The organism is Paracoccus aminovorans (assembly GCF_001546115.1).
GTDB lineage: Bacteria > Pseudomonadota > Alphaproteobacteria > Rhodobacterales > Rhodobacteraceae > Paracoccus > Paracoccus aminovorans_B.
Window position 1 is genome coordinate 522,957 of the sequence record NZ_KQ955209.1, and the last position, 22,455, is coordinate 545,411.

Consider the following 22,455-nt stretch of genomic DNA (forward strand, 5'->3'; position numbering starts at 1 on the left):
CCCGCCGGGGCAAGGGCCGGTATTGGCTGGGAACGGGCGCTCAATGGCCCGAATGATCCGAAGCATGGCCCTGGTGGGCGGCGGGTGCGGCATGCATGGCGCGCACCGCGAACGGCAGGGCGACTTCGCCCGCCTTCTCGAAGACCAGCGTCGTCTCGACGGTCTCGCCCTCGGCAAAGGGGGTCGGCACCTGCATGAACATCAGGTGATAGCCGCCGGGCTTCAATTCGACCGAGCCGCCCGCCGGGACCGGCAGGCCATCGGGCAGTTCGCGCATCTTCATCACGTCGCCGTTCATGGTCATCTCGTGGATCTGCACCGCGCCCGCCCGCGGCGAACGGGCCGCGACCAGGCGGTCGTCCTGGCTGCCCTTGTTGGCAATGGTGACATAGCCGCCTGCCACCGGGGCGTCGGGCGGCATGGCGCGGACATAGCCGTCCGAAAGCAGCAGATCGCCATGCGTTACGGCATCGGCCGAGGCCGAGGCGGCAAGGAGGCCAAGGAAAAGCACGCCCAGCATCGGGGCGGCCAGAGTTCTGGATTTCATGGTTCTATCTCGTGTCTGGAACTGCGTTCACCGCCCCGATGGGCGATGGCGAGGATCAGACAGCGGGCGGTCCCCGGGCCGAGGGCACAAGCACCTGCGCGCGCAGGATGCGCAAGTCATGGGCCGGTGCCGCTTCGGCGGGACGGGATGCATCCAGCCTGGCCGATTGCACCGTGGACGCCGTCTCCAGAACCGGCTGGGCATGGGCCGACCAGTCGCAGGGCGGCTTTGGCGTCTTGGGGACGGGCGCATCCTGCCGGGCGCGATATTCATCGGCCGTGATGACGCTGCCGTCATCGTCCAGCACCATCTCGACAGGCAGATGATCGGCGCACAGCACCACCATGAAGCTTTGCGGCGTCGGCCCGGCCGCGACCATCGTGCCCTGGGCCATCAGCGACAACAGCAGGAAAGGCAGCACCATGAGCAGCGCCAGCACCCGGCCGCAGGCCGGGCGGATGCTTGCGGATGATGGCGCGATTCTGCTCACCGGAAACCCTTTCCCCCCGTCCCTATAGCGCGCGATGCGGCACACGCGCCAGATGTCCGAGTTCTCCTCGCGATATTCCCGCTGGCTTTGCCGGAGCATGGACCGAAGCCGAATGTCGTTGCCTCGCAGGCTCGCAGCGGCTACCAAGTCGCCGCATCGGTTTCCGCAAGGAATGAAAAGGGAATCCAGCGCGCCCGAGTGGGCGCGAAACGGAACTGCCCCCGCAACTGTAGGCGGCGAGCGCGATCTGACAGGCCACTGGGCATGATGTCCGGGAAGGCAGGATCCGCGCGACGACCCGCCAGTCAGGAGACCTACCGGCGCGCATTCACCAGACCGGACGGGGATGTCCGGGAAAGGATCGGCATGACCAGAGCCCGGCCTTGCGGCCTGACCGCGGATGATGCGCGCCCTTTTCCAGGGCCGCGCTGTCCGGTGAGCGTTTTTCCCCTCATCGGAGACAGAGAATGACCCTCAGAAGCCTTTTCGGCGCCGTTGCGATCTGCGGCCTTGCGGCGGGCATGGCGCAGGCGACCGACTATCCGCTGTCCATCGAGAATTGCGGCCAGCCCCTCGTGTTCGACAGCGCGCCCGAACGCGTGGTGACCATCGGCCAGTCCACCACCGAGATGCTTTATGCGCTGGGGCTGGGCGAGCAGGTGCAGGGCACATCGGTCTGGTTCAACGACGTGCTGCCCGAGTTCGCAGAGGTCAACGCCAAGATCGAGCGTCTGGCCGACAACCATCCGGGGTTCGAATCCGTGATGGCGAAGGAGCCGCAGCTGGTCACCACCCAGTTCGAGTTCCACGTCGGTCCGCAGGGCGCGGTCGGCACGCGCGCGCAATTCAATGAACTGGGTGCGCAGGTCTATGCCATGCCGGCCGATTGCGTGGGCAAGGACAACCTGGTCGGCGGCGACGGCGCGCGCACCAGCGAATTCTCGATCGAGTCGATGTATCGGGCCGTGCGCGAACTGGCGCAGATCTTCGACGTCGAGGAGCGCGGCGCCGTGCTTGAGGCGGAACTGCGCGGCCGGGTCGACGCCGCCGTCGCCAAGGCCGGGGGACTGGGCGCCGAGGGCAAGACGGCGGTGGTGTGGTTCTCCAGCCCCGACCTGGCGCTGGACCCGTTCGTGGCCGGACAGAACGGCATCGCGGGCTATGTGCTCAAGACCATCGGATTGCGCAACGTGGTGGAATCCGACGAGGAATGGCCTTCGGTCGGCTGGGAGACCATCGCCAGCGCCGATCCCGACTATATCATCATCGCCCGGATGGACCGCCGCCGCTTCGCCGCCGACGATTACGAGGTCAAGCTGGACTATCTGAAGACCGACCCGGTCACCAGCAGGATGGCTGCGGTCCGGGACGGGCGCATCATCATCGTCGATGCCCATCAGATCCATGCCGGGATCCGGATCCCTTCTGGGATCGAGACGGTGGTTGCGGGCATCGAGGCCGGCGGCGCGCAGGAATGACCGTTTGCGCGACAGTCCCCGTCCGGCGACGCTCCCTGGGCCTGTCGCGGCTGATCCTTGGGCTGGCGGCGCTGATCGCGGCGCTGGCCTTCGGGGTTTCCGTGGGCGAGACCGTCATTGCGCCCGAGGTCATCTGGAAGACGTTGTCGAACCAACTCTTCGGCACCGACTATCCCCTGCGCCCCATCCAGGAAGGCATCGTCTGGAACTATAGGCTGACGCGGGCCATCGTCGCGGCGGCCTGCGGGGCGGGGCTGGCGGTCTCGGGCGTGGTCTTGCAGGCGCTTTTGCGCAATGCGCTGGCCGATCCCTATATCCTGGGGATTTCGGCCGGGGCCTCGACCGGGGCGGTGCTGGTCATGGTGCTGGGCATCGGTGCGGGCGCGCTGTCGCTGTCGGTCGGCGCCTTCGCGGGCGGCATCCTGGCCTTCACGCTGGTTATCGGGCTGGCGCGCGCGGCGGGCAGCGGCATCGGCCTGCCGCAAGCGGGGCTGATCATCCTGTCGGGCATCGCGGGGACGCAGCTTTTCAACGCGCTGACCTCTTTCGTGATCGCGCAATCGGCCAATGCCGAGCAGGTGCGCGGCGTCACGTTCTGGATGATGGGCAACATGAGCGGGGTGCGCTGGCCCGACGTGCGGCTGGCGGTGCCGATCTCGACGCTGGGAGTGCTGGTCTGCATGGCGCATGCGCGGGCATTGGACGCCTTCACCTTCGGGGCGGAATCGGCCGTCACCATGGGCATCGCGGTGCGCCGCACGCAGGCGGTGCTGATCGGGGTGGTGACGATGATCACCGCCACGATGGTCAGCATCACCGGCGCCATCGGCTTCGTCGGCTTGGTGATCCCCCATGCCGCGCGCTTCCTGGTGGGCGTCAGGCACGACCGGCTGTTGCCGGCCTCGGCGCTGATCGGCGCGGTGTTCCTGGTCATGGCCGATGTCGTCTCGCGCGTGATCGTGCCGGGGCAGGTGCTGCCCATCGGGGTGATCACCGCGCTGGTCGGGGCGCCGGGCTTCGCCGTCATCCTGATCCGGGGACGGAGGCAGCGCGCATGATCCGGCTGGAGAATGTCGCCTGGCGCGCCGGCCCGGCCGTCATCGTCCGGGACATCGCCCTGCATGTGCGCAAGGGCGAGACCTTCGGCCTTGTCGGTCCCAACGGCTCGGGCAAGTCGACGGTGCTGCGGCTGGTCGCGGGGGTGCTCACGCCTTCGGCGGGCAGGGTCCGGCTTGACGGGATCGACCAGACCCGCCTGTCGCGGCGCCGGGCCGCGCGGATGGTGGCCTTCGTCGCGCAGCAGGCCGATACCGCCGAGCGCGTGACGGTGCGCGATGCGGTCGAGCTGGGCCGCACGCCTTGGCTCTCCATGCTGTGCCCCTTCGGCCCCGGGGATGACCGGATCGTGGCCCATGCCCTGGTCCGCGTCGGCATGTCGGACAAGGCCGAACGCTACTGGGAGGGGCTTTCGGGAGGCGAGCGCCAGCGCGTCCATCTGGCCCGCGCGCTGGCGCAGGAGCCGCGCATCCTGCTGCTGGACGAGCCGACAAACCACCTCGACATCCACCAGCAACTGTCGATCCTGCGGCTGGTGCGCAAGCTGGGGGTGACGGCGCTGGTCGCGCTGCACGATCTCAACCAGGCGCTGGAATGCGACCGCGTCGGCGTCATGCAGGCCGGGCGGCTTGTGGCCTGCGGTCCGCCGGCCGAAATCCTGACGCCCGATCTTATCGCCCGCGTGTTTGCTGTGCGGGCCAATTACCTTACCGATCCGGCCGATGGTCATCGGCTGATCCGCTTTGCTTTATCGGAGGACTGAATGCGCCTGTTCCCCATCGCCTTGTTGGCTGCCCTGGCGGCTCCGCCCGCGCTGGCCGAGACCCATCTGGTCAAGATGCTGAACGGCAACCATCTGGGCGGCATGGTCTATGAGCCCGAATTCCTGAGCGTCTCTCCGGGCGACAGCGTCAAGTTCCTGGCCACGCAGCGCGGCCACAACGCCGCCAGCATCGGCGGCTTCCTGCCCGAAGGCGCCGAGACCTTCCTCGGCCGCATCAACGAGGAGATCGAGATCAGCCTGGCCCATGAAGGCTTCTACGGTATCAAATGCTCGCCGCATTTCGACATGGGCATGGTCATGCTGATCCGGGTCGGCGATGCGCCACTGGAAGGGGTAAAACTACCCGAGGACATGCCGCAGGGCGCGAAGGACCGCTTCGCGAAGATCATCGCGCGCGCCGGAGCGGCCGAATGAGCGTCGCGCCGCAGACCGCTGCCACCATGGCGGGGCATTGGGACGGGCGGGCGCATCGCTTCGAGGGGGCCGCCTCGCATAACCGCGACCGGGATGCGTGGCGGGACGTGCTGGCGGCGGCGGTCGGGCAGGGCGCGCAACGCGTCGTGGATCTGGGCTGCGGGACCGGAGCCTGCGCGGTGCTGCTGGCGGGCATGGGGCATCATGTCACGGGCGTCGATGGCTCGTCCGCCATGTTGGCGGAAGCACGCCGTGCCGCCGCCCGTGACGGTGTTCATGTGGATTTCATCCATGCCGACATGGACCAGTGTGGGCTTGCCGAAGGCGCGGCAGACGTGGTCACTTTGCGCAATGTGCTCTGGACGCTAGAAAATCCAGCCGATGCCCTGCACTTGGCGGCCCGTCTGCTGCGCCCCGGCGGCAAGGTTCTGGTCTCGGACGGGCTCTGGCGGCGTAACCCCGACCCGACGATGGCGGATCTTGCCGCCCATCTTCCCAACGCCTGCGGTGTCAGCGAAGTCGAAGCGCGTGACTGGCTTTGCGGGGCGGGCTTCGGGGGCATCACCGTATGGCATGACCGCTTCGTCCACCACCCCTATGGCGGGCTTTACGACGAACCCGAGACACCGATTCCCTTCTTCGTCCTGACGGCGATCAAGGTGGAACGCATCACGCCCTGATCGGGATCGGTCTTACGCCGAAGATCGGGGCTCTCTCGCTGGTCGTTTCCATGCCTGCGGGCGCAAGAAGGGCGGGCTGTGGCGTCGTAATGTTATCTCGTCACATAATGGACAGGTTGGCGCTCTAGGAAGGGGCCGCGGTCCTTTTGCTGTCACGGGCCGCGCCACCCGCCAGGAGCATTATATGACCGAGCAACATCCGTCCCGCCATGTCTTCCGCACCAGCCAGTTGGAGGAGGCTGACGGACCGGGCCACAACCCGACCGACAACCGCACCATGGGCGAGATCATCGCCGCCCGCTTTTCGCGCCGCGGCTTCCTGAAGGGCTCGATGGCCGCGACCGCCATCTCGGCCACCGTCAGCCCCTTCGCCCTGCTGGCCGCCGACGAGGCGCGCGCCCAGGATGCCGTCGAGGGCTCTGCCTTCAGCTTTCCCGAGGTGACGGCCGGCGTCGATGCCGACCATCACGTGGCCCAGGGCTATGACGCCGACATCCTGCTGCGCTGGGGCGACAAGGTTTTTACCGACGCGCCGGAATTCGACCCGCTGAACCAGTCCGAAGCCGCGCAGGAACGCCAGTTCGGCTATAACAACGATTTCGTCGGCTTCATCCCGCTGGAGGGCGCCGATGACCGCGGCCTGCTGGTGGTGAACCACGAATATACCAACGAACACCTGATGTTCCCCGGCATCGTCACCGTCCAGGACGGCAAGATCGCCGTCGCCGACGCGACCGAGGCGCGCGTGGACATCGAAATGGCCGCGCATGGCGGCACGGTGATCGAAATCCGCAAGCAGGGCGGCAAATGGCAGCCGGTGCTGGAGGGCGCGCTGAACCGCCGCATCACCGCCAAGACGCCGATGGAGATCCGCGGCCCGGCCGCCGGGCATGCGCGGATGCAGACCGCCGCCGATCCCGCCGGCACCAAGGTGCTGGGCACCATCAACAATTGCGCCGGCGGCGTCACGCCTTGGGGCACCTACATTATGGCCGAAGAGAACATCCACGGCTATTTCACCGGCACGCTGCCCGAAGGTCACCGTGAGGCCGAAAACTACAAGCGCATGGGCATCCCTGAGGACAGCTATGCCTGGGGCAAGTTCCACGACCGCTTCGACATCGGCAAGGAACCGAACGAGCCCAACCGCTTCGGCTGGATCGTCGAGGTCGATGTCATGGACCCCACCTCGACCCCCAGGAAGCGCACCGCTCTCGGCCGCTTCAAGCACGAGGGCGCGGCGAGCGCCTTGGCCAAGGACGGGCGCGTCGTCTTCTATCTCGGCGACGACGAGCGTTTCGACTATGTCTACAAGTTCGTGACCGCCGGCCGCTACAACCCGGACGACCGCGCCGCGAACCTGGACCTGCTGGACGAGGGCACGCTTTACGTCGCGCGCTTCGACGAGGATGGCAGCTTCGTCTGGCTGCCGCTGGTGCACGGGCAGGGACCGCTGACTGCCGAGAACGGCTTCGAGAGCCAGGCCGACGTGCTGATCGAGACCCGCCGCGCCGCCGACCTGCTGGGTGCGACGCCGATGGACCGGCCCGAGGATATCGAGCCCAATGCCGAGACCGGTCGGGCCTATGTCATGCTGACCAACAACACCAAGCGTGAAGAGGCGAATGCCGCCAACCCGCGCGTGGACAATGCCTTCGGCCATATCATCGAGATTCTCGAGGACGGGGGCGATCTGGCGGCGACCAAGGGCAGCTGGGAAATCCTGCTGCAATGCGGCGATCCTTCGGTGGCCGAGGTCGGCGCGACCTTCTCGACCGCAACCACGGCGAATGGCTGGTTCGGCATGCCCGACAATTGCGCCATCGACAGCGACGGGCGGCTCTGGGTCTCGACCGACGGCAATTCGCCTTCGGATACCGGACGCACGGACGGGCTGTGGGCGGTGGATGTCGAGGGCGCGGCGCGCGGCACCTCGCGGCTGTTCTATCGCGTGCCCGTGGGGGCCGAGATGTGCGGCCCCTGTCCGACGCCGGACCTGACCACCTTCTTCGTGGCTGTGCAGCATCCGGGCGACGGCGGCGAGGATTGGGAGGGCCACGGCCGCCCGTCCTATTACGAGGACCTGTCGACCCGCTGGCCGGATTTCCACGACGACATGCCGGTGCGCCCGGCGGTGGTGGCGATCACGAAACAGGGCGGCGGTCGGATCGGCTGATACGTCCTGCCCGAACTAAAGAAGGGGGCGGAAAACCGCCCCCTTTCGTGTCGTGCCTGCGTCAGTGCGTGACGCCGCTGCCGCCGGTCACGGCGATGTTGTAGGGCTTGCCTTCGACCGGCAGGGTGCCGCGCTCCGACAGGTCCTCGGTCGCGATGCGGCGCACCAGACCCGCATTGGGGTCGGTGACGACAATTTCGTCCCCGGCCATGGCGATGCGCGGGCGCGGGTCGTTCCAATGCCCGTCCATCGAATAGGGCTCGGTCACCTTGGCGCTGTCGGCGATCTCGGCGTTCAGCAGGTCGATGCGGTGCAGGCTGCCGTCCTCGGTCAGCACGTAGCCGGTCGAGGGCTTGGCCGGGTCGAGCGCGAAATCCACCCGGCGGAAGGGCAGCTTGATGTAGCGGTAATGCGGCTCGTCCACCGGGTCGATGACCACCAACCCGTCGGGGCCGTAATTGCCTAGGAAGACCTGGATGCCGGTCGAGCCCAGCAGGGTGCCGGTGGTGACGCCCTGCGGCAGCTCGGCGGGATAGGGCAGGAGCTTGTATTCCGGGCCGTTCGCGCCTGCCTTGACGGTCAGCACGCCCTCCTTGCAGCCCGCGGCCAGATAGGCGCCCGAGAAGGCCTCGCCATGGATCGCGGTGCAACTAGCCAGGTCGCCTGCCGGCTTGCCCTCGGCGTCGAAGGCCTGCAGGCCGAGGCGCGGCACCGAGGCGTCGCCCTCGACCTTCTCGTCCGAGGCGATGGTGGACAGCCAGCTGTCGCCCAGGGGCGCGACGAAGCCGTGATGGGCGCGGGCCTGCGGGAACCTGACCGGCTCGACCTTGCCTTCGGCCAGCGCGTGGCCGTCGAGGATCTCGGCATAGCCGCCCTGGTCGTAGTTCAGCACCACCTTGCCGTCGTGCTCGACCAGATGGAACGGGCGCGGCCCGGTCAGGCTGGCGTCGATGGCCGCGGGATCGCCGACCTCGATGTCGCGGTGGTCGCCGTGGTCGTGGAACGCGATGCCGCTGCGGATGAACTGCACCGTGTCGGCATCGGACTGCACCGCGGCCACCACCGCGCCGCCCGCCACCGGGAACAGCTTGACCTGGCCGGTGGTCGGGAAGGTCCAGCGATGATCGGGTTCGGACAGGTCGAACGCCGTGACCTGGCCCTTTTCATGGTCGCCGACGAAGACGCGGTAAAGCGTGACGTCCTCATGGTCGTGGTCGTGATCCTGGGCGACGGCGCCGCCGGCCAGGACCAGCGCCAGGGCGCTGGCGCCCGCGAGATGTCTGAGCATGGATGGTCTCCTTGGATGGTGGATCGGGATGAAGGCGCCGGGACGGGGCAATGGCTGGCCCCAGCGGAAATCTGGTCAGCGGGCGGCCAGCGCCGCGGCGATGGCGCCGGCATTGTGGCGCATCATCGCGATGTAGTCGGGCGCCGGACCGTCCGGCCCGGACAGCGCGTCGGAATAGAGCGTGCCTGCCAGCGGCAGTCCGGCCTCGCGCGCGATCTGCTCCAGCAGCTTGGTGTCGCTGATGTTCTCGGCGAAGATGGCCGCGGCCTTGCGGTCGCGGACCTCGCGGATCAGGCCCGCCACATCGGCCGCAGCGGCCTCGGATTCGGTCGAGACGCCCTGCGGCGACAGGAAATGCACGCCATAGGTGGCCTCGAAATAGCGGAATGCGTTATGGGCCACGACCACGGTGCGGCGGTCCTCGGGCAGGGCGGCGATGGCGGCGCGGATTTCCGTATCAAGCGCGTCCAGTTCGCCGGCATAGCGGGCCGCATTCGCCTGATAGGCGGCGCAGCCTTCGGCATCGGCGGCGCAGAAGGCTGCGGCGATGTTCTGCACATAGACCTTGGCATTCGGCACCGATTGCCAGGCATGGGGATCATGCGCGCCGGCGTGGAAGACCGCCTTGCCGTCGACATAGTGGTAATGGCCGCCGCCCGGCTCCTCCATCGTCTCGACCCCGTCGGTCAGGGTGGCGATGGCGGCGTCTGTCCCGCTGGCGGCGATCAGGCGGGTCAGGAAACCCTCGAATTCCAGCCCGTTGGTCAGCACCACATCGGCGCCGGCCAGCGCGATCGCATCGGCCGGGCGCGGCTCATAGACATGCGTGTCGGAATCCGGGCCGACCAGCACGTTCAGCCTGATCCGGTCGCCGCCGACCTCTGCCGCGAAATCCCCGATGATCGAGAAGGTCGCGACCACGTCCAGCGGTTCCGCCTGCGCAGCCGCAAGGGATGAAAACGTGATTGCCGAACAGGCGGCGATGCGGAAGAGCCAGTCTTTCATGGGATATCCTTTCATGGCGTCAGGCCGTCCGGTGGTGGCGGCGGGGCAGGGCGGGCCGCAGCACGCCGCGCGGCCCCGCCAGAAGCGAGAGGAGATAGACCACCCCGGCCGAGAGGATGATCGCCGGACCCGAGGGCAGGCTGGCGTGATAGGACAGCAAGAGCCCGCCCAGCGAGGAGACGATGCCGATCCCGACCGAGACGACGCACATCGCGAGGGTATTGTTCACCCAGAACCGTGCCGCGGCGCCCGGCAGGATCATCAGCCCGACCGACAGGAGCGTGCCAAGCGCCTGGAACCCGGCGACCAGGTTCAGCACCACCAGCCCCAGGAAGGCGAAATGCACCACCCCGCCCAGGCCCGAGACCGAACGCAGGAACAGCGGGTCGAGGCATTCCGCCACCAGCGCGCGCCACAGCAGCACCGTGGTCGCCAGCGTGACGGCGGCGACAAGCCCGATCAGCCGCAATGCATCGTCGTTCAGCGCCAGCACCGTGCCGAACAGAACATGCATCAGATCGACGCTGGAACCGCGCAGCGAGACCATGACGACCCCGATGGCCAGCGAAACCAGGTAGAAGGCCGCCATCGAGGCGTCCTCCTTTTGCACCGTCAGCCGTGCGACGGCGCCGGCGCCAAGCGCCACGATGGCCCCGGCGACCAGCCCGCCGATGGTCATCGGCACGATCTCCAGCCCGTAAAGCAGGAAGCCCGCCGCCGCGCCCGGCAGGATGGCATGGGACATGGCGTCGCCGGTCAGGCTCATCCGGCGCAGCATCAGGAACACCCCGACCGGGCAGGCCGAGAGCGACAGCAGAAGCGCCCCCGCCAGCGCGCGCTGCATGAAGGCGAATTCGAGAAAAGGCGCCACGACCCAGTCGGCCATCACGCCACGCCTCTGGCCGGGGCGGGCGACGGTTCGCACCAAGGCGCCTGGTCGTCCCAGGCTTCCTGGAACTGCCGGGCGCGCTGCATGTTCTCGGGCGTCACCACCTCGGCGCTTGGCCCCCAGGCGATGGGGCGGCGGGCAAGCAACAGCGCCTGCGGGAAATGCGTCCGCACCAGGTCGAGGTCATGGACGACCACGACCACCGTGCGGCCTTCGCCATGCCAATGCAGGATCAGGCCGATCAGATCGCGGATGGTCTTTTCGTCGATGGCGTTGAAGGGCTCGTCGAGCAGGATCAGATCGGCATCCTGAACCAGAACCCTGGCGAACAGGGCGCGCTGCAACTGCCCACCCGAAAGCGAATCGAGGGGCCGGGCGTCGAAACCCTCCAGCCCGACCGCGCGCAGGGCCGCAACGATCGCCTGCCTGTCTGCGGGGCGGTGGCGGCCCAGCAGGCCCCGCTTCTGCCACAGGCCGAGCGCGACGAGATCCTTAACCCGGGCAGGAAAACTGCGGTCGAGTTCCGACAGTTGCGGCAGATAGGCGGTGCTGAGGCCAGGCGCGACCCGGCAGATCCCGCTCATGGGCCTGAGCAGGCCGGCCACGCTCTTGATCAGCGTCGACTTGCCGGACCCGTTAGGTCCCACAATGGCCGTCAGACTGCCGCGTGCAATGACCCCGTTCAGGTGATGAACCGCGGCATGGCTGTTATAGCCCACCGTCAGGTCGCGAAAGGCGATGCAGGTATCGGCCGGGTCAGGGTTCATGTCTGGACGGATTTCGGACATCGGGAGGAGGGACTCAAGATTTCGGTAATGTTATTACATTGCTTTTCTGTAACGGCAAGACGTGGCGTTCGGAAAAGACAAGATGGCACGAGAGCCCGGCCCCCGGATGGGATCGCGCGCCGCGCCGCTATCCCGGGAAACGGGAAGGAGCAGCCCGGGCGACGGGAGAAGCCGTCGGCGTTTCTCCGCCAGCGCGCCGCCTTTGTGATTTGTCGAAGGGCGGCCTGCGGCCTAAAGCCTGCCCCATGCGCTGTCTCCGGCCCGCCCTGCTGTCCCTGCTATCGGTCCTTGCCCTTGCAAGGGCCGAGGCACATCCGCATGTCTTCATCGACACCGGGCTGACGTTCCGCTTCGACGGCGAGGGCAAGCTGGGTGGCGTCAGCGTCGTTTGGGCCTTCGACGATTTCTCGTCGATGCTCATGGTCGAGGACATGGAGATGGACAAGGACGGCGATGGCGTGCTGACCGATGACGAGATCGCCCGCCTCACCGCCATGTTCAGCGACTGGCCCGAGGATTTCGCCGGCGATCTCTACCTGACCCGCGACGGTAAGCCGGTCGCGCTGTCGGGACCACTGGACGTTGTCGTCCGCTATCAGCAGGGCAGGATCGTCGTGACCCATATCCGCGCGCTTCTGGACCGGATCAACCCCGGGAAGGACGGGATCGAGGCGCAGGTCTACGATCCGACCTATTACACCTTCTATGACCTGGCCGGATCGCCCCGGATCAACGGCCGGGACGACTGCCGGATCGAGATCGAAAAGGCGGATATTGCCGCCGCGCAACGCAAATATGGCGACGAGCTGGCCAAGCTGACCAATGACGAGATCATGGATCAGGGCAAATACCCCGATGTGGGCGGCGATTTCGCCGACGACATGAGGCTGGAATGCGCAAGGTGATCCCCATCGTCCTGCTGGCTCTTGCGGTGGCCGCCGGTCTGGTCTTCTGGACCGGGCTGGATGATCGCGTCGCCCGGATGGCCTTGGGCTGGCAGCGCGACTATCAGAACGCGCTGGCGCGTGCCTTGCGGGCATTACGGGGCGGCGACGCCGGGGCGGTCACGGCATTCCTGGGCATCTGCTTCGCTTATGGCTTCCTGCACGCGCTGGGGCCAGGCCACGGCAAGGCGCTGATCGGCGCCTATGGTGTTGCGACCGACGTGCCGATGAAGCGTATGGTCGGTCTTGCCGCGATAACCAGCCTTGCGCAGGCGACGGTGGCAGTGATCGTGGTCTATCTGGGCATCTGGATCTTCGGCGGCGCGCGTGATCGTGTCGAGGGCGCCGCGGCCGGTCTCGAGCCGTTCTCGGCCGCGGCCATCGCCCTGCTGGGGGTGATCCTGTGTTGGCGCGGATTGCGCAGGCTGGCCGCCGGCCGGCACCGGTATGGTCACGCGCATTCCGAAACCTGCGGCTGCGGCCATGCCCATGTCCCCGATGTCCAGGAGGTTCGGGCAATCCGGTCCTGGCGCGAAGCCGCGGCGCTGGTCGCCGGGGTAGCCCTGCGACCCTGCACCGGGGCGCTGTTCCTGCTGATCCTGACTTGGCGGTTCGGCCTGGACGCGGTCGGGATCGCCGGCGCCTATGCCATGGGGATCGGCACCATGATGGTGACGGGACTTGCCGCGGTCGTCGCGGTCGGATTGCGCCGCGGGGTGCAGGTCTCGCTGCCGGCCCTCGGCCGCGCCTCGGTCCTCGCCAGCCTGGTCGAGATCGCCTTCGGCGGTCTGGTGGCGATCTTCGCCTTCGCAACGGCGTTTCGCCTGGTCCAGACGCCGTTCTGAACTGCGCCGATCCCGGCGCGGCTACCCGACAAGACCAGAGGAATTGCCAATCAAGCTGGTTGCGGCCTGCGCCGTCCGCCTTGATCCGGGCCGCGGGCCATTCATGCCGGTGCGTCTTGCGTCCGATTTGGTAACGTAATAACATTACACCCAATCATCGGCGAGGCGATTGCATGTCGGGATCCGGTCCTAGTCCTGCTTACACCCTGAGCATCGAATCGGTCGAGCGCATCTGCGCCGAGCGCGGCGTCCGGTTCACGGCGCTGCGCCGCCTCGCCCTGGAGGCGCTGCTGGAGTTCAACGGTCCGGTCGGCGCCTATGACCTGCTCCGTGCCCTGGAACGCAAGCTTGGCAAATCCGTAGGTCCGCCTACGGCCTATCGGGCGTTGGAATTTCTCCAGGAGCATGGTTTCGTGACCCGGATCGAGACCCGAAACGCTTTCGTGCCGTCGTCGCACCCGGACGACCCCGGCGTCGGCGCCTTTTTTCTGTGCAACCACTGCGGTGCGACATTTGAAGTGGACCTACCCGGCCTGGAAGCCGAGTTCGCGCGCCGGGCCGAAACATTCGGATTCCGTGTCGGCCGGCGCGTCGTCGAGTTGCAGGGGATCTGCGCCGATTGTCAGCATACCGCGGCGGCTGTCGAGGGACAGGGTCAGGCGGCAAAGGCCATGACAACGAAAGGGAGCCGCGGATGATCGATCTTCCATCCGCGCCCGTCCCGCTCACCTTGTTGACCGGGTTTCTGGGCAGCGGCAAGACCACGGTGCTGAACGGGCTGTTGCGCCATCCCGATTTCGGACGCACGGCCGTCATTATCAACGAATTCGGCGAGATCGGGCTGGACCACGAACTGGTGGTTTCGACGACCGAGACCATGGTTTTGCTGCAATCGGGCTGCATGTGCTGTGCCTTGCGGGGCGATCTGCTGGACACGCTGATCGAACTTGCGGAGCGGCGCGAGGCGGGCGAGCTGGTTTTCGACCGGGTGATGATCGAGACCACCGGGCTGGCCGATCCGGCGCCGATCCTGCACACGCTGCTGACCAGCATTGACCTGTCAGAGCGTTTCGTGACCGATGGGGTCGTGGCGACGGTCGACGCCGCGACGGGGGCGGGCACGCTGCTGCGGCATGAAGAGGCGCTACGCCAGGTCGCCATGGCCGATCTTGTCCTGCTGACCAAGACCGACCAGCCCGAGGCCGACGAGCCTGCCGTCCGCCGCGAAATCGCGGCGCTGAACGCCGGTGCGCCGGTCGATGTGGCGCTGCATGGCCGGATCGACCCCCGGCGGCTGACCGTGCTGGGGCATTTCGATCCGGCAATGAAGTCGTCGCAGGTCCGGGACTGGCTGCGGCAGGAGACGGTGCCCGCCCCGCATCTTGCCGACGTGGAAGCGCTGAAGCATCTGGACGCGATCCGCTCGATCTCCTGGGTGATCGACGAGCCGATTTCGGCCAATGCCTTCGACCTCTGGATGGAGATGCTGATGGCGCAACGCGGCGCCGATCTGCTGCGCTTCAAGGGGCTGATCCACCTGCAGGGCGTGCCGCATCCTTTCGTGGTCCACGGGGTCCAGCACATCTTTCATCCGCCGGTCCTGCTGACCGACTGGCAGGGCGAGGATCGCCGCTCGAAGCTGGTGCTGATCCTGCGCGACTTCACCGATCCCGAGCTGCGGGATCTGTTCTCTGCCCTGAATTCCATTGCCGTGACCGAGCATGTGCTGCCCGTCGGCTATCTTTCCGCCGAGGTGGTATCATGAACCTGTCCCAAGATCGTCACATCCCCGATCACGTGACCGTGGCCATCGTCGGGGCGGGGCCGGCGGGCTTGGGCGTGGCGCGGGTGCTGCGCGACCTGGCGATCCCGGATGTCTGGGTGCTGGAGCGTGGCCGGATCGGGCAGAGCTTCCTGCGCTGGCCTGCGGGCACGCGCCTGCTGACGCCGTCCTTTCCCGGCAATGTCTTCGGGCTGACCGACCTGAACGCGATCAGCTATGACAGCTCGCCCGGCTGGTCTTTGAAGCGCGAACACCCCGACGGCGGCGCCTATGCGCGCTATCTGGAGCAGGCGTCGCTGGCTTTCGGGCTGAATGTCGCATGCGGCATTGAGGTGCGGGAATTGGAGCCGGCGGATGACGGATTCATCCTGCACGCGGATGGCGGCGAAATCAGCGCGGCTTTTGTGATCTGGGCCTGCGTGCAGTTCGGAACCCCTTCGGATGGCGGCTGATCGGTGCGGAACATGCCCGCCACTACGCCACGGTCGGCCGTTGGCAGGATGTGCCGGGCGACGAGGTCTTCGTCATCGGCGGCTATGAAAGCGGCATCGACGCGGCGATCGGGCTAGCCCGCCCGGGCCGGCGGGTCACGGTGCTGGAGCGTGGTGCAGCGCCGTGGCTTGACGGCGACAAGGACCCCAGTGTTGAGCGGCGTGGAATAAGGACCCCGCTTCTGGGGTGATCGGCGTCCAAAAGGGACCCCACCGACCGGGGGTTGGGTCCATTGTGCTTCCGAGGATTATCGGAGGCCGAGCGCGGGATGCTGATCGTGGAGACAATCGCAAAAATCAGGCGGCTGCATTTTACCGAGGGCAAGGGGATCAAGACGATCTGCCGCGACCTGAAGCTGTCGAAGAAGGTGGTGCGCAAGGTGATCCGCACCGGGATAACGGAGTTCACCTACACCCGGACGGTTCAGCCACGCCCGAAGCTGGGCGCCTGGCTTGAGGAACTGAGCCGGCTGTTGGCGATCAACGCGGCTCGTGGGCGCCGGGAACGCCTGACGCTGATCCAGATCTACGAGGAACTGCGCGGCCTTGGCTATGAAGGCGGGTATGATGCGGTCCGCCGCTACGCCTCGGTCTGGGCGCGCACTCAAAGCTCCGGTGCCTCGTCCGCCTTCGTGCCGCTGAGTTTTGCCCCCGGCGAAGCCTATCAGTTCGACTGGAGCCACGAGGTTGTCCTGATCGATGGGGCGACCACCACGATCAAGGTGGCCCATGTTCGCCTGTGCCACAGCCGGATGTTCTTCGTGCGGGCCTATCCGCGCGAGACGCAGGAGATGGTGTTCGATGCCCATGATCGGGCTTTCGCCTTCTTCAAGGGCACCTGCACCCGCGGGATCTACGACAACATGAAGACGGCGGTGGAGACCATCTTTGTCGGCAAGGAGCGCCTCTACAATCGTCGGTTCCTGCAGATGGCCAGCCACTATCTGGTCGAGCCCGTCGCCTGCACCCCGGCCTCGGGCTGGGAGAAGGGTCAGGTGGAGAGCCAGGTCGGCACGGTTCGCCAACGGTTCTTCTCACCCCGGGTCAGGGTCAAGAGCTACGAGGAACTGAATGCCTGGCTGCTGGACAAGTGCATCGCCTCGGCCAGGAGCAGCAAGCATCCGGAGTTGACGGACAAGACCATCTGGGAAGTCTTTCAGGAAGAACGCCCGCACCTCGTCCCTTATGCCGGGCGCTTCGACGGCTTCCACTCGCTGCCTGCGGCGGTATCGAAGACCTGCCTCGTGCGGTTCGACAACAACAAATACTCTGTCGCGGCAACGGCTGTCGGGCGGCCGGTCGAGATCAGGGCCTATGCGGAACGGATCGAGATCCGGCAGGAAGGGCGGCTGGTCGGGGACCATCCCCGTCACTTCGGGCGGGACCGGACAATCTACAATCCCTGGCACTATGTGCCTGTCCTGCTTCGCAAACCCGGGGCGCAGCGCAATGGCGCACCGTTCAAGGACTGGGTTCTGCCCGGCGCCCTCGAGCAGATCCGTCGCAAGCTGCAGGGCTCCTCGGACGGTGACCGCCAGATGGTGAAGATCCTCGGCGCCGTGCTGACGGAGGGAGTTCCCGCCGTGCAGAAGGCCTGCGCCGAAGCGCTCTCGCAGGGCGTCCACTCCGCCGATGTGATCCTCAACATCCTGTCCCGCAGGTGCGACCCGGAGCCGCCACCCTTGCTGCTCACCTCTCCGGCCTTGCGCCTGACCCATGAACCGGTGGCCGACTGTGCCCGCTATGACCTGCTGCGGAGGGCCGGCTGATGGATCGTGCAGAGATCATGGCAGCGATGGGCGAGCTGAAGCTCTACGGCATGCGCGCCGCTTACGACGAACTCATGGCGGTGGCTGTGCGCCGCCAGCACGAACCCCGCCAGATCGTCGGAGATCTTCTGGCCGCCGAGATCAACGAGAAGAAGGCGCGCTCGGTCAAATACCAGATCACCACCGCCAAGCTGCCCTATGCCCGGGAGATCGAGGAGTTCACCTTCGATGATACGCCGATCAACGAGACGCTGGTGCGCGACCTGGCCAGCGGGGAATTCCTCAGCCAGCAGCGCAATGTCGTGCTGGTCGGCGGCACCGGGACCGGCAAGACCCATATCTCCGTGGCGATCGCGCGCGCCGTCATCCGCAACGGCGCTCGCGGCCGCTTCTTCAACGTTGTGGACCTCGTGAACAGGCTGGAGGCCGAGGGCCGTGCAGGGCGGGCCGGCCGGCTGGCCGAGCATCTCATGCGGCTCGACTTCGTCATTCTCGATGAACTCGGATATCTGCCATTCGCGCAGTCCGGCGGCCAGTTGTTGTTCCATCTGATCAGCAAGCTCTACGAGCAGACTTCCGTCATCGTCACCACCAACCTCGCATTCGGAGAGTGGCCGACCGTCTTCGGAGACGCGAAGATGACCACCGCGCTGCTCGATCGTCTCACCCACCACTGCGACATCGTCGAAACCGGCAACGACAGCTGGCGCATCAAAACAAGAGCCTGACCGCCCTCCAAAACGCAGGCCCGCGTCGGCTGCGCCAGCTGAAAAGCTACGCCGCCACGGGCCTGCTCACCACATCGCCAGAGGGGTCCCTTTTGGACGCCGATAAGGGGGCACCATTCAACGCCGATTGACAGCCAAACTCCACGGAATTCACGCGGATGTCGGACTATGGAGACTGCCCGGAGCAGATCTGACGCCCTCCCGATCAGATGACTTCCCGAATTGACCTTTCCCGTGCGAAAGCGCCGCAGGGTCGAAGCTGTTCAAGGCAAATCGCAGACCAGGACGCCCGGCAAATCCATGCGGTCCCGCGCGACCGCCGTCCCCCCTGCACGACTGTTTCCCCACCGACGTCCGATTTCGAAGGCAGTTCAACTTGAGGAGTCGGAAGTCATGACCACCGCCAGAACCATTCCAGCCCCGGACATCATCTATCACGATGAGCCTGAAGTCTTGCGACAGGCTGCGGCGGAAGATTTCTCCCTGCATATCGTGCCGCCCACTTGGCGAAGTTCCCGGTTTTCGCTCTCGATGGCCTGGTTCGGCCTGATGAGCGCCATGTTCTGGGTCGTAGTCGGCAGCACCGTCGCCCTGACCGTCGGCACAATCAACACGCTGATCGGCATCGCGCTTTCGACGGTCGTCTACGGGATCCTGTGCAGTATCGCGGCGCGCTTCGCCGCGCGCAGCGGCACCAGCGTGGCGCTGTTTTCCCGCGCGGTCTTCGGGCAGGTCGGCGCCACCTTCGCCGCCCTGCTGTTCGGCGTGACGATCACCTACTACGCCATTGCCGAAGGCTCTATCGTGGCCATCGCGCTGCAGGACTATTTCGGCGGGCCGATGAGCCTGTGGTATTTCGTCGTCTGCCTCTACAGCGCGCCGCTGGTGATGCGGGGCGTGCGGACCTGGCTGGACCGGATCAACGGCATCCTGTTGCCGCTCTACGTCTTCGGCCTGATGGCCTGCGTCATCTGGGCGATCTCGAAGCACGGCTACTCGGGCGCCTGGCTGACGCAGCTTCCGGCGGGCCACGCCGACCTCGGCGTGCCCGGCTGGTGGTTCGCCTTCACCGTCTACATGGGCGTCTGGGTCGTGGTGATGATGACCTGGGACGTCGCGCGTTTCGGGCGCAAGGAGGATTCCCGCTACAACGGCAACTTCACCTTCGGCATTCCCTTTTATGTCGTCACTCTGCTGATCAACGGTGCCGTGGGGATGTTCATCGCGCACACCATCCCGATCGAGGGGCAATTGTCCGAAACCTCGGCCATCATCGGCATCGTCGCGCTGATGGGACCGTTCGGCGTGCTGCTGGTCTGGGCCAGCCAGACGCGGATCAACACGATCAACTTCTATCTTTCCTCGACGAACATGCAGAACTTCTTCGCCCGCGCGTTCAAGATCTCATGGCCGCGCACGGTCTGGGTGGTCATCATGACGGTGATCATCTTCCTGATCATGCTCACCAACGTCTTCGGCTACCTGCTGCTGACGCTGCAGTTCCAGGGCGTGATCATCGTGGCCTGGGTGGGCGTCGCCATGACCCATATCGGCTGGTGCTCCCTGCGCGGCATCAGGGCCGATATGCTTGAGTTCCGGCCCGGCCGGGTGCCGCTGGTCAATCCGGGCGGCCTGGGCGCGTGGATCATCGCCTCGGCGGTGGGCTGTTTCCTGATGGTCTTCGGCGGCAGCTTTGGCGGCATCTGGGCACCTCCGATCACCCTTGCCATCGCTGTGGTCATCTATGCCGCCGCTCTCGGGGTGGCCCGCCGCAACTGGTATGTCGAGGATCGCCCCCACGATCCCCGTAAGGAGGTCGACGATCCCTGGACGGCAAGAATCCGGTGCCATCACTGCGGCCAAGCCTATATCGCGCATGAAATGGACCGAGATCCGTCATCGGATCACGAGCCGATCTGTCTGGCCTGCGCCTCGGATCGCAGCGAGTTCCTGGTCGCAGCCCGGGCCGAGGCACGGGCCCATAACGACACCGCCGGGCAGATCGGTCTGGCCACCCAATAAAGCCAACGCCTGACGGGCTGCACGCGCATTCGTGCAGCTCTTTCTATGCCGGTATTATCTCCCTATTCCTCCCGCATGAGATTTTCCTCACCCTCCCGCCAATTCAATCCCGAGAGGATCTGGCTGGACACAACGTCGACCGTTGTCCGCCGCTTCATTGCAAGGTGGCGCAATATGCGATAGGCTTCCTTCTCGGAATGACTGTCGGTCAACATGACAGCCAGCTTGGCCCGCTCGACGGTCCGGCAGGATTCGAGCTTGGCCTGCAAGCGATCGAGATTCATACGCAGCCGCAACTCACGTCGATGGTTGTTCACTGCCGCCAGGAGGTTGGTCAGGATTCCAAAAGGCCTAATCGGCAGGCCAATAACGGCATTCACGCGCATATGAAGCAGGCGGTCGATCGACAGCGGACTTTCATAGTCGATAACCGCGATCAGAACGGCGGAAGGTTCCTCCGCCTGCCAATGGAATGTCAGCTTGCTTTCGGTCACCCGGTCGACCATGACGAATACAATATCGATATCATCGGAATAGGAGGATGGGGGCGGCCAGCATTCCTCGACCTGACAACCGATCCGCTCCAAGTGTGACCGCAATGCCAAGCTGTCATTGTTCTGGGGTTGTACAAGCAAAACCCTCAATGACCGGAGATCCTTGATCAAGAAGGGCTGGCCTTTTTCACTGGCAAAGGGCTCGCTTCTTCCAGGTCGCATTGCAGATCCTTTTGCGGAAAGACTTATCACCCCATGGTGATTCCGGCTCTACCTGTAAACCCTCAGGCTCCGAGGCCAATGGAAATCGGGCGGATTGGCTTCCGGCGGCAGTTCACCCTCGCCGAAAAGGGAGTAGGTGGTTCGATAGGGGTCGGGTCGGATGGCTTGATTGGTCTCCGCAATGATATCGAATTGCCCGTCCTTGCGCGCCACACCGATCTTGGGCCAGACGTGACAATGCGCATTCAACGGGTCGATCATGATCCTGCCTTGCGGCGCGTCAAAGGCGGTGCCCAGAATTTCAGAGCGGATCGAATTGATGTTCTCAGGGTCGCAATGGCGCATCGCCTGCGCGACCACATGCGCCTGCGTATAGGCGGCATCCCAGCACATGTTCGCGTCGGGCTGCTCGCCTCGAAAGGCTTTATACCGCTCGAGACAAGCCAGGTTGCTGGGATTGGACTGCGATGCGAAATAGGTGGCTGCGGTGATGTGTCCTGCGGTTGCCGCGGCGCCGATTTCACGAATGTCCGCCTCGCTGGTGGTCAGGCTCGCCACCACGATCTGTTCATTATCCAAACTATTTTCGGCAAGCGCTTCGTAAAATTTTATATTTGAACGGCCAACGAAATTGTTGAAAATAATGTTCGCACTGCATGCCTTTATATTCTTGATCAGCGCATCAAAATCCGTAGCCGAGGCGTCATCTCCAAGGTAAGATTGTCCTAACACCTCCCCTCCGCCGGATGCGAGCAAGTCGGCCATTATTCTTCCCGATTCTCGCGGCCATACATAGTCCGATCCAACAATATATACGCGCGGAGAAAAATTTTCGAGAAGATGGAGCGCCAAGAAAAGACTGTTCTGGTTTGGCACGGCGCCAAAGTATATGATATTATCCGAATATTCAAACCCTTCATATTGCGCGGGATAACAAAGAAGTCCTGCCTCTTTGCCGAGAACGCTCAGGACGGCCTTGCGTTGTCTGGACGTGTAGCAGCCGAGTATAATCTTGACCTTGCTTTCGATGAGCAGATCTTCTGCCAATTTCTGGTAGGATTCCGGATCTCCCATAGGATCGCGATAGACAGGAACAAGCTCGCGACCACCTATTCCGCCGGCCATGTTAATTTCATCAATGGCAAACTCCGTGGCGGACAGCATGCTCCGTTCTGTAACGGCAGTCCAGCCGGATTTTGAAAATAAAACCCCAATATAAATTGGTTGATCGCTTTTCATTTCACGTAACCTTTCCACGAAGGCTCGAACTATGGGGCGATACCAAGATCGCCTGGTGTTAATTCAAGCTCGCCCATCTGAAGGTTATGCGAATTCGATGATGCGGTCAATGTTTGTCCGTAGTGCTTTTGGGCGCATTTCTGCTTGGCAGATAGCAAATAATAGCGGCCGGTCCGCTTTACCTCGATCGGCCGCTGCTCATAGCGCAGAACAGCACAATTGTGACGAGCGCGACGTCAGAGAGGGAACTTTGAGAGTGCCTCCCGTCCAGGTTGCGACTCTGCGGCCCGACAAGGGCGACGCCACGGCGCTGCGCGAAAGCG

General features: G+C 65.2%; 23 protein-coding genes and 1 riboswitch. Of the genes, 15 read left to right on the forward strand and 8 right to left on the reverse strand.

All coding sequences use genetic code 11. From position 1 onward, the window contains the following. Window positions 1-40: 40 nt before the first annotated feature. Together ASV56_RS14370 and ASV56_RS14375 are read right to left on the reverse strand one after the other, a co-directional pair. Window positions 41-547: a copper chaperone PCu(A)C gene (locus tag ASV56_RS14370; RefSeq protein WP_062562724.1), complete on the reverse strand. Its 507-nt coding sequence runs from the start codon at window positions 545-547 to the stop codon at window positions 41-43. Between the two features lie 55 nt (window positions 548-602). After that, window positions 603-1,037 (reverse strand): hypothetical protein, encoded by a 435-nt coding sequence (locus ASV56_RS14375; RefSeq protein WP_156429185.1) that lies wholly within the window; start codon window positions 1,035-1,037, stop codon window positions 603-605. 140 nt (window positions 1,038-1,177) lie between these two features. Next, window positions 1,178-1,373, forward strand: a riboswitch (cobalamin riboswitch). A 131-nt stretch (window positions 1,374-1,504) separates the two neighbouring features. Here ASV56_RS14375 and ASV56_RS14380 point away from each other — a divergent pair. From ASV56_RS14380 to ASV56_RS14405, 6 genes are all read left to right on the forward strand, one after another. Beyond that, on the forward strand, window positions 1,505-2,515 hold the full coding sequence (locus ASV56_RS14380; RefSeq protein WP_062562726.1) for an ABC transporter substrate-binding protein: 1,011 nt from the start codon (window positions 1,505-1,507) through the stop codon (window positions 2,513-2,515). After that, entirely contained in the window at window positions 2,512-3,573 is a 1,062-nt protein-coding gene (locus ASV56_RS14385; RefSeq protein WP_062562727.1) for a FecCD family ABC transporter permease, read from the forward strand. The genes ASV56_RS14380 and ASV56_RS14385 overlap by 4 nt, the downstream gene beginning before the upstream one ends. Next, window positions 3,570-4,334, forward strand: coding sequence for an ABC transporter ATP-binding protein (locus tag ASV56_RS14390; RefSeq protein ID WP_062562728.1), 765 nt, complete (start codon window positions 3,570-3,572; stop codon window positions 4,332-4,334). The genes ASV56_RS14385 and ASV56_RS14390 overlap by 4 nt, the downstream gene beginning before the upstream one ends. Continuing rightward, complete coding sequence (locus ASV56_RS14395) at window positions 4,335-4,769, forward strand: pseudoazurin (protein WP_062562729.1); 435 nt, start codon at window positions 4,335-4,337, stop codon at window positions 4,767-4,769. Further along, window positions 4,766-5,449, forward strand: coding sequence for a class I SAM-dependent methyltransferase (locus ASV56_RS14400; RefSeq protein WP_062562730.1), 684 nt, complete (start codon window positions 4,766-4,768; stop codon window positions 5,447-5,449). Before ASV56_RS14395 ends, ASV56_RS14400 begins: the two co-directional genes overlap by 4 nt. A 184-nt stretch (window positions 5,450-5,633) precedes the next feature. Further along, window positions 5,634-7,625 carry a PhoX family protein gene (locus ASV56_RS14405; RefSeq protein WP_062562731.1) on the forward strand — a complete coding sequence of 664 codons (1,992 nt, stop codon included), beginning with the start codon at window positions 5,634-5,636 and terminating at the stop codon, window positions 7,623-7,625. 61 nt (window positions 7,626-7,686) lie between these two features. Here the strand turns inward: ASV56_RS14405 and ASV56_RS14410 are convergent, their stop codons facing one another. From ASV56_RS14410 to aztA, 4 genes are all read right to left on the reverse strand, one after another. Next, window positions 7,687-8,913 (reverse strand): metallochaperone AztD, encoded by a 1,227-nt coding sequence (locus ASV56_RS14410; protein WP_062562732.1) that lies wholly within the window; start codon window positions 8,911-8,913, stop codon window positions 7,687-7,689. 75 nt (window positions 8,914-8,988) lie between these two features. Beyond that, a complete protein-coding gene (aztC, locus tag ASV56_RS14415) occupies window positions 8,989-9,918 on the reverse strand; it encodes a zinc ABC transporter substrate-binding protein AztC (RefSeq protein ID WP_062562733.1) in 930 nt (309 codons plus the stop codon). A gap of 19 nt (window positions 9,919-9,937) precedes the next feature. Then, window positions 9,938-10,804: a zinc ABC transporter permease AztB gene (gene aztB / locus ASV56_RS14420; protein WP_062562734.1), complete on the reverse strand. Its 867-nt coding sequence runs from the start codon at window positions 10,802-10,804 to the stop codon at window positions 9,938-9,940. Then, window positions 10,804-11,526 carry a zinc ABC transporter ATP-binding protein AztA gene (gene aztA / locus ASV56_RS14425; RefSeq protein WP_253880049.1) on the reverse strand — a complete coding sequence of 241 codons (723 nt, stop codon included), beginning with the start codon at window positions 11,524-11,526 and terminating at the stop codon, window positions 10,804-10,806. The genes aztB and aztA overlap by 1 nt, the downstream gene beginning before the upstream one ends. Before the next feature lie 314 nt (window positions 11,527-11,840). Between aztA and ASV56_RS14430 the strand changes: the two genes are divergently transcribed. The 9 genes from ASV56_RS14430 to ASV56_RS14470 all read left to right on the forward strand — a co-directional run bounded on the left by ASV56_RS14430 (window position 11,841) and on the right by ASV56_RS14470 (window position 20,177). Then, window positions 11,841-12,500, forward strand: a complete 660-nt coding sequence (locus ASV56_RS14430; RefSeq protein ID WP_062562736.1) for a DUF1007 family protein — start codon at window positions 11,841-11,843, stop codon at window positions 12,498-12,500. Further along, on the forward strand, window positions 12,488-13,384 hold the full coding sequence (locus ASV56_RS14435; protein ID WP_062562737.1) for a nickel/cobalt transporter: 897 nt from the start codon (window positions 12,488-12,490) through the stop codon (window positions 13,382-13,384). The genes ASV56_RS14430 and ASV56_RS14435 overlap by 13 nt, the downstream gene beginning before the upstream one ends. A 173-nt stretch (window positions 13,385-13,557) precedes the next feature. Then, the gene (locus tag ASV56_RS14440) at window positions 13,558-14,082 is read left to right on the forward strand and encodes a transcriptional repressor (RefSeq protein ID WP_062562738.1); all 525 of its coding nucleotides are present in this window, start codon (window positions 13,558-13,560) and stop codon (window positions 14,080-14,082) included. Continuing rightward, complete coding sequence (locus ASV56_RS14445) at window positions 14,079-15,149, forward strand: CobW family GTP-binding protein (protein WP_062562739.1); 1,071 nt, start codon at window positions 14,079-14,081, stop codon at window positions 15,147-15,149. The genes ASV56_RS14440 and ASV56_RS14445 overlap by 4 nt, the downstream gene beginning before the upstream one ends. Further along, complete coding sequence (locus tag ASV56_RS14450; protein ID WP_082724850.1) at window positions 15,146-15,619, forward strand: NAD(P)-binding domain-containing protein; 474 nt, start codon at window positions 15,146-15,148, stop codon at window positions 15,617-15,619. The genes ASV56_RS14445 and ASV56_RS14450 overlap by 4 nt, the downstream gene beginning before the upstream one ends. 50 nt (window positions 15,620-15,669) lie before the next feature. Beyond that, a complete protein-coding gene (locus ASV56_RS24925; protein WP_062562741.1) occupies window positions 15,670-15,849 on the forward strand; it encodes an NAD(P)-binding domain-containing protein in 180 nt (59 codons plus the stop codon). A 78-nt stretch (window positions 15,850-15,927) separates the two neighbouring features. Beyond that, window positions 15,928-17,427: an IS21 family transposase gene (gene istA, locus ASV56_RS14460; protein WP_062562742.1), complete on the forward strand. Its 1,500-nt coding sequence runs from the start codon at window positions 15,928-15,930 to the stop codon at window positions 17,425-17,427. Next, a complete protein-coding gene (gene istB / locus ASV56_RS14465; protein WP_062562743.1) occupies window positions 17,427-18,155 on the forward strand; it encodes an IS21-like element helper ATPase IstB in 729 nt (242 codons plus the stop codon). Before istA ends, istB begins: the two co-directional genes overlap by 1 nt. Window positions 18,156-18,548: 393 nt before the next feature. Next, on the forward strand, window positions 18,549-20,177 hold the full coding sequence (locus tag ASV56_RS14470) for a purine-cytosine permease family protein (RefSeq protein ID WP_062562744.1): 1,629 nt from the start codon (window positions 18,549-18,551) through the stop codon (window positions 20,175-20,177). A gap of 62 nt (window positions 20,178-20,239) precedes the next feature. Here the strand turns inward: ASV56_RS14470 and ASV56_RS14475 are convergent, their stop codons facing one another. Together ASV56_RS14475 and ASV56_RS22900 are read right to left on the reverse strand one after the other, a co-directional pair. After that, window positions 20,240-20,893, reverse strand: coding sequence for an ANTAR domain-containing response regulator (locus tag ASV56_RS14475; RefSeq protein ID WP_062562745.1), 654 nt, complete (start codon window positions 20,891-20,893; stop codon window positions 20,240-20,242). 48 nt (window positions 20,894-20,941) lie between these two features. Continuing rightward, window positions 20,942-22,132 (reverse strand): transporter substrate-binding domain-containing protein, encoded by a 1,191-nt coding sequence (locus ASV56_RS22900; RefSeq protein ID WP_082724852.1) that lies wholly within the window; start codon window positions 22,130-22,132, stop codon window positions 20,942-20,944. Between the last annotated feature and the right edge of the window lie 323 nt (window positions 22,133-22,455).